Annotated in this window: 11 protein-coding genes; all 11 read right to left on the reverse strand. The window is 65.8% G+C overall.

Annotation, left to right across the window (positions count from 1 at the left end; genetic code table 11):
- Positions 1–303 precede the first annotated feature (303 nt).
- Complete coding sequence (locus tag ACODS9_RS25950) at positions 304–1077, reverse strand: SDR family oxidoreductase (protein WP_367858295.1); 774 nt, start codon at positions 1075–1077, stop codon at positions 304–306.
- Entirely contained in the window at positions 1074–2285 is a 1212-nt protein-coding gene (locus tag ACODS9_RS25955) for an O-succinylhomoserine sulfhydrylase (protein ID WP_489095077.1), read from the reverse strand. The genes ACODS9_RS25950 and ACODS9_RS25955 overlap by 4 nt, the downstream gene beginning before the upstream one ends.
- Positions 2286–2300: 15 nt before the next feature.
- Positions 2301–3806 (reverse strand): amidophosphoribosyltransferase, encoded by a 1506-nt coding sequence (gene purF, locus ACODS9_RS25960; protein WP_023631895.1) that lies wholly within the window; start codon positions 3804–3806, stop codon positions 2301–2303.
- Positions 3807–3848: 42 nt separating this feature from the next.
- Positions 3849–4403, reverse strand: a complete 555-nt coding sequence (locus ACODS9_RS25965; RefSeq protein ID WP_038706536.1) for a CvpA family protein — start codon at positions 4401–4403, stop codon at positions 3849–3851.
- A gap of 185 nt (positions 4404–4588) precedes the next feature.
- Complete coding sequence (locus tag ACODS9_RS25970) at positions 4589–5263, reverse strand: SPOR domain-containing protein (protein WP_489095078.1); 675 nt, start codon at positions 5261–5263, stop codon at positions 4589–4591.
- Entirely contained in the window at positions 5247–6554 is a 1308-nt protein-coding gene (gene folC / locus ACODS9_RS25975; protein WP_489095079.1) for a bifunctional tetrahydrofolate synthase/dihydrofolate synthase, read from the reverse strand. Before folC ends, ACODS9_RS25970 begins: the two co-directional genes overlap by 17 nt.
- Positions 6554–7447 carry an acetyl-CoA carboxylase, carboxyltransferase subunit beta gene (gene accD / locus ACODS9_RS25980; RefSeq protein WP_028690439.1) on the reverse strand — a complete coding sequence of 298 codons (894 nt, stop codon included), beginning with the start codon at positions 7445–7447 and terminating at the stop codon, positions 6554–6556. Before accD ends, folC begins: the two co-directional genes overlap by 1 nt.
- Before the next feature lie 208 nt (positions 7448–7655).
- Positions 7656–8276, reverse strand: coding sequence for a phosphoribosylanthranilate isomerase (locus tag ACODS9_RS25985; RefSeq protein ID WP_489095080.1), 621 nt, complete (start codon positions 8274–8276; stop codon positions 7656–7658).
- Positions 8277–8335: 59 nt separating this feature from the next.
- Positions 8336–9190: a tRNA pseudouridine(38-40) synthase TruA gene (truA, locus tag ACODS9_RS25990; protein WP_023632367.1), complete on the reverse strand. Its 855-nt coding sequence runs from the start codon at positions 9188–9190 to the stop codon at positions 8336–8338.
- Between the two features lie 135 nt (positions 9191–9325).
- Positions 9326–11971 carry a motility hub landmark protein FimV gene (locus ACODS9_RS25995; RefSeq protein ID WP_489095081.1) on the reverse strand — a complete coding sequence of 882 codons (2646 nt, stop codon included), beginning with the start codon at positions 11969–11971 and terminating at the stop codon, positions 9326–9328.
- Positions 11972–12042: 71 nt separating this feature from the next.
- On the reverse strand, positions 12043–13050 hold the full coding sequence (locus ACODS9_RS26000; RefSeq protein ID WP_401112406.1) for an aspartate-semialdehyde dehydrogenase: 1008 nt from the start codon (positions 13048–13050) through the stop codon (positions 12043–12045).
- Positions 13051–13178: the final 128 nt, after the last annotated feature.

The following is a 13178-nucleotide window of genomic DNA, read 5'->3' on the forward strand; positions in this document are numbered from 1 at the left end:
AACCGCCGACCCTCTGCTTGTAAGGCAGATGCTCTCCCGGCTGAGCTAATCACCCCCGCGATGTTGCTTGTTGCGTTTGCTTCGCTGAGGCCGCGAAATTTACGCAGGTACCGATGCTAAGTCAATACCCCCATTGAAGTTTTTTTCAAAAAGGGCAAAAAAGCAGCCTGATCGCGGGGCAAGCACGCCCCCACAATCCAGACGCCCACAGCGTGGGAGCGGGCTTGCCCCGCGACAGGGCCGGGACAAACCGAAAAAAAGGGGCTCTCGGCCCCTTTCTCTTGCATCTCAACAGGTTACAGCTCAGGCGTAGATCATCTTGCGGGTCATCCCGCCATCTACCACGAACTCCTGGCCGGTGACGAACCCCGCCTGGCGCGACAGCAGCCACGCCACCAGCGCTGCCACGTCCTCCACCGTCCCTACCCGGCCAGCCGGATGCTGGGCATGGTCAGCCTCGCTCAGAGGCTCGGCGCGCCGCTGCGAGGGATCACGGGCATCGATCCAGCCCGGGCTCACGGCATTGACGCGGATCTCCGGCGCCAGGCTCATGGCCAGGGCATGGGTCAAGGCGACCAGCCCGCCCTTGCTGGCGGCATAGGCTTCGGTATCCGGCTCGGATTGCCGGGCACGGGTGGAAGCCAGGTTGACGATCGCCCCACCATGGGCGCGCAGATAAGGTGCGCAATGCTTAGCCAGCAGCATCGGGCCATTGAGGTTGACCGCCAGCACCCGGTTCCATTGGGCCAGGGACAGGCTCTCCAAGGTCTGATTGTGCGGATTGGCGATCGCCGCGTTGCATACCAACGCGTCCAGCCGGCCAAACTGCCCGAGCACCTCGGACACTCCGGCACTGACCTGGGCCTCGTCGGCCACATCCATGGTGATGAACCAGGCATTGTCACCCAGGGCCTTGGCGACCTTGGCGCCACGCGGGCGGTCCAGGTCGCTGAGCACCACCTGCCAGCCCTCGCAGATCAACCAGGCGGCGATGCCCAGGCCGATGCCGCGGGCGGCACCGGTCACCAGGGCCACCCGACCATTATGGCCGGGCTCGCCACCCTTCCAGTCGATCACAGCGCCGCCAGGCCGCGGGCCAGGTCGGCTTGCAGGTCGGCCACATCTTCCAGCCCGACCGCCACGCGCACCAGGCTGTCGCGGATACCCGCCGCTTCACGTTCCTGCGGCGTCAGACGGCCGTGGGAGGTGGTGGCCGGGTGGGCGATGGTGGTCTTGCTGTCACCGAGGTTGGTGGTGATCGAGATCACCCGAGTGGCGTCGATGAAGCGCCAGGCGCCTTCCTTGCCGCCCTTCACCTCGAAGCTGACCACCGCGCCGAAGCCGCTCATCTGGCGCTTGGCCAGTTCATGCTGCGGATGGCTCGGCAGGCCGGCGTAGTGGACCCTCTCGATGCCGTCCTGCTGCTCGAGCCACTCGGCCAGCGCCTGGGCGCTCTCGCAGTGGGCGCGCATGCGCAGCTTGAGGGTCTCCAGGCCCTTGGTGAAGACCCAGGCGTTGAACGGACTGAGGGTCGGGCCGGCGGTGCGCAGGAAGCCCACGACTTCCTTCATCTGCTCGCTGCGACCGGCCACCACGCCGCCCATGCAACGGCCCTGGCCGTCGATGAACTTGGTCGCCGAGTGGAACACGATATCGGCACCGAGCTTGAGCGGTTGCTGCAAGGCCGGGGTGCTGAAGCAGTTGTCCACCACCAGCAGCGCGCCACGGGCGTGGGCAATTTCGGCCAGGGCGCTGATATCGACCAGCTCGGCCAGCGGGTTGGACGGCGACTCGACGACCAGCAGCTTGGTGTTGGCCTTGATGGCCTTTTCCCAGCCGTTCAGGTCGACCAGCGGCACGTAGTCCACCTGCACGCCGAACCGCTTGAAATACTTCTCGAACAGGCTGATGGTCGAGCCGAACACGCTCTGCGACACCAGTACGTGGTCGCCGGCGCTGCACAGCGACATGACCACGGCGAGGATCGCCGCCATGCCGGTGGAGGTGGCCACGGCCTGCTCGGCGCCTTCCATGGCCGCCAGGCGCTCCTCGAAGGCACGCACGGTCGGGTTGGTGTAGCGCGAATAGACATTGCCCGGCGTTTCGCCGGCAAAGCGCGCGGCAGCGTCGGCGGCCGTGCGGAAAACATAACTGGAGGTCAGGAACAGCGCTTCGCTGTGCTCGGCCTCCGGTGTACGGTTCTGACCGGCGCGCACCGCCAGGGTGTCGAAACCGACACCCTCGAGGTCACTGTCCAGTCGACCGGCATCCCATTGTTCGGTCATGCCGTCGCTCCCAAATCAGTTGTTGTACAGGTCGATGATCGCGCTGACAGCCTGGGTCTTCACCTTGGCCAGGTCATTACGGGCCTGCTCGATGCGGTCGAGGTAGGCTTCGTCGATATCGCCGGTGACATACTCACCGTTGAACACCGCGCAATCGAAATGCTCGATCTTGATCTTGCCGCCACCGACCGATTCGATCAGGTCCGGCAGGTCCTGATAGATCAGCCAGTCGGCGCCGATCAACTCGGCCACCTGTTCGGTGGTACGGTTGTGGGCGATCAGTTCGTGAGCGCTCGGCATGTCGATGCCGTAGACGTTGGGGTAGCGTACCGCAGGGGCCGCAGAGCAGAAGTAGACGTTCTTGGCGCCGGCTTCGCGGGCCATCTGGATGATCTGCTTGCAGGTGGTGCCGCGCACGATCGAGTCGTCCACCAGCATCACGTTCTTGCCGCGGAACTCCAGCTCGATGGCGTTGAGCTTCTGGCGCACCGACTTCTTGCGCGCGGCCTGGCCGGGCATGATGAAGGTACGGCCGATGTAGCGGTTCTTGACGAAACCTTCGCGGAACTTGACGCCCAGGTGGTTGGCCAGTTCCAGCGCCGCGGTGCGGCTGGTGTCGGGAATCGGGATGACCACGTCGATGTCGTGGTCCGGGCGCTCGCGCTGGATCTTCTCGGCGAGCTTCTCGCCCATGCGCAGGCGCGCCTTGTACACCGAGACACCGTCGATGATCGAATCCGGACGAGCCAGGTAGACGTGCTCGAAGATGCACGGCTGGAGTTTCGGGTTTTCGGCACACTGCTTGGTGAACATCTGGCCGCCTTCGGTGATGTACACCGCCTCGCCCGGCGCCAGGTCGCGGATCAGGGTGAAGCCAAGCACGTCCAGGGCCACGCTTTCCGAGGCGATCATGTACTCGACGCCTTCGTCGGTGTGGCGCTGGCCGAACACCACCGGACGAATGCCGTTGGGGTCACGGAAGCCGACGATACCGTAGCCGGTGATCATCGCCACCACCGCGTAGCCACCCACACAGCGGCTGTGCACGTGGGAAACGGCGGCGAACACGTCTTCCTCGGTCGGCTGCAGCTTGCCGCGCACGGCCAGCTCGTGAGCGAACACGTTCAGCAGCACTTCGGAGTCGGAGTTGGTGTTGACGTGGCGCAGGTCGGACTCGTAGATCTCCTTGGCCAACTGCTCGACGTTGGTCAGGTTGCCGTTGTGCGCCAGGGTGATGCCGTACGGCGAGTTGACGTAGAACGGCTGGGCCTCGGCCGAGGTGGAGCTGCCGGCGGTCGGGTAGCGCACATGGCCGATGCCGATGCTGCCCACCAGGCGCTGCATGTGGCGCTGCTGGAAGACGTCGCGCACCAGGCCGTTATCCTTGCGCAGGAACAACCGGCCGTCGTGGCTGGTCACGATACCGGCAGCGTCCTGGCCGCGGTGCTGAAGCACGGTTAGCGCGTCATACAGCGCCTGATTGACGTTCGACTTACCGACGATACCGACGATGCCACACATGCGACGCAACCCCTACTTTGATGAAACTTGAGTGAAGCGCGCTCAGGGCTTGGTCGGCCCGAGCAACTGCTCCTTGAACGGAAGGTCAACGGGTGCGCTGACCCCACTGGACATCCACTGGCCGCTGAACCCGAGTATGAGGTTCTTCGACCAATCGGCTACCAATAGAAATTGTGGTATCAGGCGCGATTCCTGCCACCACGGATCCTGTTGCACCGGCCCCAGGCTCAACAGCCCGACCGCCACCACCACCAGCAGGCCCCCGCGCGCGGCGCCGAAGGCCATGCCGAGGAAGCGATCGGTGCCGGACAGCCCGGTCACGCGAATCAGCTCGCCGATGAGGAAATTGAGCATCGCCCCGACCAGCAGCGTGGCGACGAAAAGAATGGCGCAGCCGGCAATGACCCGTGCGGACGGCATCTGGATATAGCTTTCAAGATACTGCGCAAGCGAGCCGCCGAACATCCAGGCCACCGCGCCGGCGACAATCCAGATGAGCAGGGACAAGGCTTCCTTGACGAAGCCGCGCTTGAGACTGATCAGTGAGGAAATGGCGATGATCGCGATGATCGCCCAATCAACCCAGGTAAATGCCACGGTGTTGCCTGCCGACGTTTGAGGCGGCGCATTTTACCAGAGCAAGGGGGCTTGAGGTAAGCGGAATGTCAGGTGTTTGAAGGGCTGCAGGCTGACTCTGGGGACAGCTTTACAGGCTTGAAACCATCGCGGGGCAAGCCCACGCCCACGCGACAGGCGGGAGCCGGTTTGCCCCGCGATGGATGTCAACCACGCTCCGGCTGGAAACGCACGACGATGCCTTTCAGGTTCTGCTGGCGATTGATCACATCACGCAGGCGCTCGGCTTCCGCGCGCTCGATCAACGGCCCGACGAATACCCGGTTCATGCCATCCGCCGAACGGATATAGGCGTTGTAGCCCTGGCTGCGCAGGGTCTTCTGCAGGTTCTCGGCACCGGCCCGGTTGGACAGGCTGGCCAGCTGGATCGACCAGCTCACCGGCAGGCCGTTGACGTCGATCTTCGACGGCGTAGCGGGCTTGGTCGCAGGAGCGGCAGGCGCCGCGCTCGGTGCAGGCGCCGGACGGGGCTCCACCTTGGCGACCGGCGGCGTCGGCACTGGTGTCTGCGGCTTGGGCTGCGCCACGGTCGTTACCGGCGCGATGGGCTGGCTTGGCGCCGTCACCGGCGACGTGGACTCGTCGACCACCACTACCGGCTGGTCGTTCTGCTCCGGCAGCGGTTGCGGCTCCGGCACCTGCACAGGCTCCACTTGGACCTGGGGCAGATTCGGCATGGCCGGCGCTTCGGGCGCCTCGACACGCACCTGGCGCATCTCGTCCTCGCGGGTGAACAGCATCGGCAGGAAGATCACCGCCAGCGCCACCAGCACCAGCGCACCGACCATGCGCTGCTTCATCCCTTTATCCAGCACTGCCATCTACTCCATCCTCGGAAACCTGCCGCTCAAGCCAGGCCAGGGCCTCGCCAACGCAGAAAAACGAACCAAACAGCAGGATCTGGTCATCCGCCGTCGCCTGGGCGCACTGCCCTTCGAGGGCCGCCGCAACACTGGCGTAAGACTTCACCGTCGCACCGAGGTTCGTCAAGGCATCCGCCAGCTCCGCGGCCGGGCGGCTGCGCGGCGTGTCCAGCGGCGCCACCGCCCAGTCGGCGACCTGACCGCGCAGCGGCGCCAGCACGCCGGCCAGGTCCTTGTCGGCCAACAGGCCGAAGACCGCCAGGCGTCGCCCCTTGACCGGGCGTGCCGCCAGGCGGCGGGCCAGGTACTCGGCGGCGTGTGGGTTATGGCCGACATCCAGCAACAACTCCACGCGCCTGCCCTGGAGCAGCAGCTCACGCCGGTCGAGACGGCCAGTGATACGAGTATCCAGCAAAGCCTGACGAACCTTGCCGGCATCCCACGGCAGCCCCGTCAGCAGGAAGGCCTGCAAGGCCAGGGCGGCATTCTCCATGGGCAGGTCGAGCAACGGCAGGTCACGCAGTTCAACGGGCGAACCGTCGAGCTGGCGACCACGCCAATGCCAGTGGTCAACGCTGCTATCCAGGTCGAAATCACGTCCACGCAGGAAGAACGGGCAATCCAGCTCGCGCACCTTGTCCAGCAAAGGCTGCGGCGGATCAAGGTCACCGCACAGCGCAGGCTTGCCCCGACGGAAGATTCCCGCCTTCTCGAAGGCTACCGACTCGCGGCTATCGCCCAGGTAATCGACGTGGTCGACGCCAATGCTGGTGACCAGCGACACGTCGGCATCCACCAGGTTGACTGCATCCAGCCGGCCACCCAGGCCGACCTCAAGCACCACCGCGTCCAGCGCGGAGTGCTTGAACAACCAGAACGCCGCCAGGGTGCCCATCTCGAAATAGGTCAGCGAGATGTCGCCACGCGCCGCCTCCACCGCAGCGAACGCTTCGCACAGGCGCTCATCGCTGACCTCCTGGCCGTCGATCAGCACCCGTTCGTTGTAACGCAGCAGATGCGGCGAACTGTACACCCCGACCCTTAGCCCCTGCGAGCGCAGCAACGCGGCCATGAAGGCGCAGGTCGAGCCCTTGCCGTTGGTGCCGGTCACCGTGACCACACGGGGCGCCAGCGTACCCAGCCCCAGGCGCGCAAGCACCTGTTGCGAGCGCTCCAGGCCCATATCGATGGCCGAGGGGTGCAACTGTTCGAGGTAGGCGAGCCAGTCGCCCAGGCTGCGCTGGTTCATCACGCGACCGCGGCGACCTCTTTGGCCGCTTCCGGGGTCGGCTGGCCGGTCATCTGCGCCAGCAGGCGGGCCAGGCGCGGACGCAGCTCGTCGCGGGAAATGATCAGGTCGATGGCACCGTGCTCCAGCAGGAACTCACTGCGCTGGAAGCCTTCCGGCAGCTTCTCGCGCACGGTCTGCTCGATAACCCGCGGGCCGGCAAAGCCGATCAGCGCCTTCGGCTCGCCGACGATCACGTCGCCAAGCATCGCCAGGCTGGCGGAAACGCCGCCGTAGACCGGGTCGGTCAGCACCGAGATGAACGGGATGCCTTCTTCGCGCAGGCGCGCCAGCACGGCGGAGGTCTTGGCCATCTGCATCAGCGAGATCAGCGCTTCCTGCATGCGCGCACCGCCGGAAGCGGAGAAGCAGACCATCGGGCAGCGATTTTCCAGGGCGTAGTTGGCAGCGCGCACGAAACGCTCGCCGACGATGGCGCCCATCGAGCCGCCCATGAAGGAGAACTCGAAGGCGCTGACCACGATCGGCATGCCCATCAGGGTGCCGCTCATGGAGATCAGCGCGTCCTTCTCGCCGGTCTGCTTCTGCGCGGCGGTCAGGCGGTCCTTGTACTTCTTGCCGTCACGGAACTTCAGGCGGTCGACCGGCTCCAGGTCGGCACCCAGTTCGGCGCGACCTTCTGGATCGAGGAAGATATCGATGCGCGCGCGGGCGCCGATACGCATGTGGTGGTTGCACTTAGGGCAGACGTCGAGGGTCTTTTCCAGCTCCGGGCGATACAGCACGGCTTCGCAGGACGGGCACTTGTGCCACAGCCCTTCCGGCACCGAGCTCTTCTTCACCTCGGAACGCATGATCGAAGGGATCAGTTTGTCTACCAACCAGTTGCTCATGCTTGCTTTCTCCAGTATTGGCCGGGGAGACCTTTGCGGCCCCGCCCTGCCCTTGAGCTCAAATTCTTCTGTAAAGCGACGATGGGCCGACCTCGGGCCACCCCACCTCCAATTCTTCCCCGGCATGCCCCGCGCTCTGGCGCGGCCTGGCAGCACCGGGCTGCGAAAGCTATGGACGATGGCGCGCGGCCAGCCGTCACATCCGCGTTCACGCGTGCTTGACCGCCTGCATGAAGGCTTCGATCTTCGCCGCATCCTTGATGCCCTTGGCCTGCTCCACGCCGCCGCTGACATCCACCGCGTACGGGCGCACCTGGCGAATGGCCTCGGCGACGTTGTCGGCCGACAGGCCACCGGCAAGGATGATCGGCTTGCTCAGGCGTTGCGGAATCAGTGACCAGTCGAACGCCTCGCCGGTTCCTCCCGGCACGCCTGGTACATAGGCATCCAGCAGGATGCCGCGAGCGCCAGCGTAGTGCCGGCAGGCGGCCTCCAGGTCATCCCCCGGGCGCACCCGCAGGGCCTTGATCCAGGGGCGGTGGTAGCCCTCGCAATCGGCCGAGGTTTCATCGCCGTGGAACTGTAGCAGGTCCAGGGAAACCACTTCGAGGATCTCGTTGAGCTCGCAGCGCGAGGCGTTGACGAACAGCCCCACGGTGGTCACGAACGGCGGCAGCGCATCGATGATCGCCCGCGCCTGACGCACGTCCACCGCCCGCGGGCTTTTCGCATAGAAGACGAAACCGAGGGCGTCGGCGCCGGCCTCGACCGCGGCCAGGGCATCCTCGATGCGGGTAATCCCGCAGATCTTGCTGCGAACATTGCTCATGGACAGCGAACCTTGAGTGATCGGGAAAGCGCCGATGGTAGCAAATGACCTGTGCCCCGTCAGTCCGCCAGCGCCTCGTAGCCAGTAAGAAAGTGTGGGCCGATGTAACGCTGCGGCAGCGCGTATTCTTCCGGGTACTCCACCTGCACCAGGTAAAGACCGTAAGGGTGCGCGGTTACCCCGCCGTCACGGCGGTTGCGCCCCTCCAGCACCTCACGGGCCCACTCCACCGGACGCTCGCCGGCACCGATGGTCATCAGCACGCCGGCAATGTTGCGCACCATGTGGTGCAGGAACGCGGTGGCACGCACATCCAGCACGATCATCCGCCCATGCCGGGTCACACGCAGGTGGTGAATGTGCTTGATCGGAGACTTGGCCTGGCACTGGCTGGCGCGGAAGGCGCTGAAGTCATGGGTGCCCAGCAGGTACTGCGCGGCCTCGGCCATGCGCTCGACATCCAGCGGGCGGTGGTTCCAGGTGACTTCCTCGGCCAGGTGCGCCGGGCGGATCGGGTCGTTGTAGATCACGTAGCGGTAGCGCCGCGCGGTGGCCTTGAAGCGGGCATGGAAGTGCGCAGGCATGGGCGCCGACCAGACCACGCTGATGTCGTGGGGCAGGTTGAAGTTGGTGCCCAGGGTCCAGGCGCGCTCGTCGCGCACGGCGCGGGTGTCGAAATGCACGATCTGCCCGCAGCCATGGACGCCGGCATCGGTGCGCCCGGCGCAGATCACCGAGATAGGTTCGTTGGCCACCGTCGACAGCGCCTGTTCCAGGGCCTGCTGGACACTCGGCACGCCGCTGGCCTGGCGTTGCCAGCCGCGATAGCGCGAGCCCTTGTATTCCACGCCCAAAGCGATGCGGGTGTAGCCTTCGGCAGCCGATTCGGCGGCGGCGGTGTCGATGATGTCCAAGAGCGGCAAACCTGATGATGAAACGAAAGGCGGGAGTATACCGGCAAACCGTGCAGGGGCCGAAATGATCGCGGGGCAAGCCCGCCCCCACGTCTTGCGTGAAGGCAGGCTTGCCCCGCGATGTACAGCTTTGCGTCAGTCCAGGCGCGAGAGCATCTCGTTGGCTTCCTGGCGTTGGCTGTCGTCGCCGTCCTTGACCACTTCGTCGAGGATGTCACGGGCGCCCTGATGGTCGCCCATGTCGATGTAGGCACGGGCCAGGTCGAGCTTGGTGGCTACCTCGTCGGCGCCGGAGAAGAAGTCGAAGTCCAGGTCGTCCAGCGGCTCAGGCTCCAGCGCCGCGTCCTCGGCGGTGAACGATGGCTGCGCAACCGATGGGGTCTCGAGGTTCTGCGACAGCTTGTCGAGCTCGGCGTTGACGTCGTCCAGCTCCGAGGCGAAGTTCTTCGCCGCCGGCGAGTCGTCGTCCAGCGACAGCGACAGGTCGAAGTCCTCGGGCAGTTCCAGCTCGGAAATCGGATCGAACTCCGGAATCGCCTCGAAGGCCGCCAGCTCGGCCGCCACGTCCACCGGGGCTTCCTCGCTGCCGGTCGGAGCCGCCGGCTCTTCGGCGACATCCAGGTCGAATTCGGCCAAGTCGTCGACATTTTGCGGTGTTGCCTGCGCCTGGGCGAGCAATGCCTCGAAATCGTCGTCGGCATCGGTTTCGGCAACGGCGGGCGCAGCCTCGGCCTCGGGCGCCTCGACAACCAGGTCCTCGAGACCGGCCATGTCGAGGTGGTCATCTGCCGGCAGGTCATCGCCCAGACTCAGGTCGAAGGCGCTGTCCAGGTCGGCCTCTTCGACCACAGGCTCTGGCTCTGGCTCAGGTTCTGGCTCGGCCGCCACGACCGGCTCCACGACGAGCTCCGGCGCGCTTTCACCCAGCTCCAGCTCCTTGTCCTGCAGCAGGTCCTGGACATACTGCTCATCCAGCTCGGTGGCCAGGGCCGCGGCCCCGGCAGCGCCTGCCGCCACCGCCGCGACACCCAGCATGGCCGGGAAGCGCTCCTTGAGCGCCGCGACCTCGGCCTGGTTCGCGTCGTTGACCGCCAGCTTGCGCTCCTGGCCAGCGAACGCGTCCTGGTCGCCCTGACGTGCGTAGACTTCCATCAGTTTCAAACGCAGATCGCTGCGCTGCGGCTCGGAGGCCACCGCCGCTTCGAGCAGGTCGGCGGCGTGGTTGAGGCGACCACGGGCCAGGCTTTCATCCACCTCGGCCAGCAACGCCGCGCGCGGATCAGCCGCCGGAGCAACGACGTCGGCAGGCGCCGCAGGTTTTTCCGCCGCAACGGCCGCAGCGGCCGAGGCCGCGACTACCGCAGGCGACAGGGTCACGCTTGGCGCCGACACATCCAGACCTTCAAAACTGCTCGGCGGCAGGTCCAGGTCCGGGCCACGCTCGCCATCCTCGGCCAGGGCACGGGCCATGCGCAGGTGTTTTTCAGCTTCCTGCTGGGCCTTGCGCTTGCGGGCCAGAAGCAGCAGCAACAACAGCAGCACCAGGAATGCTGAACCGGCAATCAAGCCCAACAGCAGCGGGTTGCCCAGCAACTGGTCGAGCATGCCGGGCTCTTCGCTGGCCGGCGCCTCGGCTGCCGCGTCCTGTGGTGCGGTGTCGGCCGCGGCAGGCGCCGGGGCGACCACCGGCTCGGCAGGGGTCAATTGCGCGTTTACCGCAGGTTGCGCCGGAGCCGGCTCGCCCGGCAGCGCCGCTGCCGGTGGCTGTGGCGCCGCGGCGCCCTGGGCCTCCAGACGCGCCAGCTGGTCGTTCTTCAGCTCGATCAGGCGCTGAAGCTTGTCCAGCTGGCTCTGCAGGTCGACCATGCGGCTCTTGAGTTCATCGTTGTCGCGGCGGCTGGTGTCGAGGCTTTCCTGGGCCACGGCCAGCTTGTCGCCCAGCGCCTTGGCCTCGCCGGCCGCGCCCTTGCCGCCGGGCGCCACCAGGCGCAGGTTGTCGCCCTGGGCGATGCGCGCGGGGGCCGCGCCAGCCTCGCCACGGCGAGTGGCATCCAGCTGCCGTGCACGCGGGCCGAGGCGGCGCCCTTCGCGCCAGGCGGCGTACTGCTCGGCGACCTCGCGGTTGGCCTGGGCCTGGGGAATGCTCTGCACCTGCTGCTGATCGGGCAGGCGCAGCACCTGGCCGGTCTTGAGCTGGTTGATGTTGTTGCCAATGAAGGCATCCGGGTTCAGTGCCTGGATGGCCAGCATGGTCTGCTGGATCGAGCCACCGTTGGTGTTGCGCGCGGCGATCTGCCAGAGGGTGTCACGGCGCTTGGTGGTGTAGCTGCCCGCACTGACAGCCGGGTTGATGCCCGCCGGGGCCGGTTGGCTACCCTGGGCCTGGGCCTGGTCGAGCAGCACGCTGTAGTCGCGCAGCAGGCGGCCCTGGGGCCACATGACCTGGACCAGGAACTTGACCACCGGCTCCGGCAGCACCTTGCTGGAGGTAACCCGCAGCACGCTCTTGCCGTTCGGGTTGATCACCGGCGTGAAAGTGAGGTCTTCGAGATAAGGCGGGAAGGCCACCCCGGCCTTGGCGAACTCTTCCGGCGACGCCAGGCTTGGCGCCATTTCCGCCGCGGAGAGGTCGCGCACGTCGAGCAGTTCGATCTCGGCATCCAGCGGCTGGTTCTGCGCCGACTTGAGGGTCAGCTCACCCAACCCCAGAGCGTTCGCCACCCCGGACGACAGCGCCGAGGCTGCCGCGATGGCCAGAACCAGTTTGCGAATTCGAAGCATGAACTCTTCCCTTGTATGAAACGTCCCGAAAACCCTTGTGCGGTGCAGGACAAAATAGCTCGCAGTATCTTTTACGCCATGTGTTTTATCAACAATTGTGCCGCCTGCACGGCGTTCAGCGCCGCGCCCTTGCGCACATTGTCGGTGGTCAGCCAGAGGTTGAGCTGCTGGTCTTCATCGACACCGTGGCGTACACGTCCAACATAGACCACGTCCTGGCCCACCGCGTCACCCACAGGCGTCGGATAATCACCCGGCTCGACCAGCTCGATGCCGTCGGCAGCCTCCAGCGCGGCGTTGACGGCCACCAGATCGACCGGATTACGGCTTTGCACGGCGACACTGAAGCTATCGCCGAAAAACACCGGGACTTGAATGCAGGTCACGGAAATCTTCAGTTGCGGCAGGTCCAATACCTGACGCAGTTCATTGACCAGACGGCGTTCTACATTGGTGTGGCCCTGTTCATCGGGTGTACCGACCTGGGGGAGCAGGTTGAAGGCGACCTGGCGATCGAAGAAGCGCGGCTCCAGAGGGCGTGCGTTGAGCAGTTCGGCGGTCTGCCGGGCGAGCTCGCTGACGGCCTCCCTGCCCTGCTCCGAAACTGCCAGGCAGGCATTGACCTGAACGCGCTCGATATCGAGCAAACCCTTGAGCGGCGCCAGCGCCACAGCCAGGGCCACTGCGCCGGCGCTCGGGCTGGTGATCAGGGCGGGCTGCGACAGTTCGGCAATGCGCTCGCCGTTGGCTTCCGGGACCAGCGCGGTGGCGCCGTCCAGGGCGCCGGACAGGTCGATCACCGCGCAACCGGCGGCGATGGCCTTGGGCGCGAAACTGCGGCTGACGGCAGGGCTGGCGGCGAAGAAGACCAGCCTCACCTGGGAGAAATCGAAGCTGTCCACTTCGCGGACCTTCAGTTTCTTGCCCGCGAACATGACGCTGCTGCCGGCGGATTCCATGCTGGCCAGCAGGTGCAGGGTGGAGACCGGGAAGGCCACTTCCTCGAGGATCTGGACGAGGGATTCACCTACTGTGCCGGTGGCGCCGATTACGGCTATGTCCAGGGCGTTGGGGGTCATGAGATCGGTTCCTTTTCCAGGGGTACGGCGGGGGAGCGGCACTTTACTTGGATTGTGGGGTGGGAGGTAGGGGCGGGTTCGGGTTCGGGTTCGGGTTCGGGTTCGGGTTCGGGTTCGGGTTCGGGTTC

This window comes from Pseudomonas sp. FG36 (assembly GCF_057809275.1).

What these genes read in the sequence shown, in the direction of transcription:
- ACODS9_RS25970 (WP_489095078.1), bottom strand. Translation starts at nt 5,263, where the DNA reads ATGGCAGTGCTGGATAAAGGGATGAAGCAGCGCATGGTCGGTGCGCTG.
- ACODS9_RS25985 (WP_489095080.1), bottom strand. Translation starts at nt 8,276, where the DNA reads ATGAGCAATGTTCGCAGCAAGATCTGCGGGATTACCCGCATCGAGGAT.
- folC (WP_489095079.1), bottom strand. Translation starts at nt 6,554, where the DNA reads ATGAACCAGCGCAGCCTGGGCGACTGGCTCGCCTACCTCGAACAGTTG.
- ACODS9_RS25955 (WP_489095077.1), bottom strand. Translation starts at nt 2,285, where the DNA reads ATGACCGAACAATGGGATGCCGGTCGACTGGACAGTGACCTCGAGGGT.
- ACODS9_RS25995 (WP_489095081.1), bottom strand. Translation starts at nt 11,971, where the DNA reads ATGCTTCGAATTCGCAAACTGGTTCTGGCCATCGCGGCAGCCTCGGCG.
- purF (WP_023631895.1), bottom strand. Translation starts at nt 3,806, where the DNA reads ATGTGTGGCATCGTCGGTATCGTCGGTAAGTCGAACGTCAATCAGGCG.
- accD (WP_028690439.1), bottom strand. Translation starts at nt 7,447, where the DNA reads ATGAGCAACTGGTTGGTAGACAAACTGATCCCTTCGATCATGCGTTCC.
- ACODS9_RS26000 (WP_401112406.1), bottom strand. Translation starts at nt 13,050, where the DNA reads ATGACCCCCAACGCCCTGGACATAGCCGTAATCGGCGCCACCGGCACA.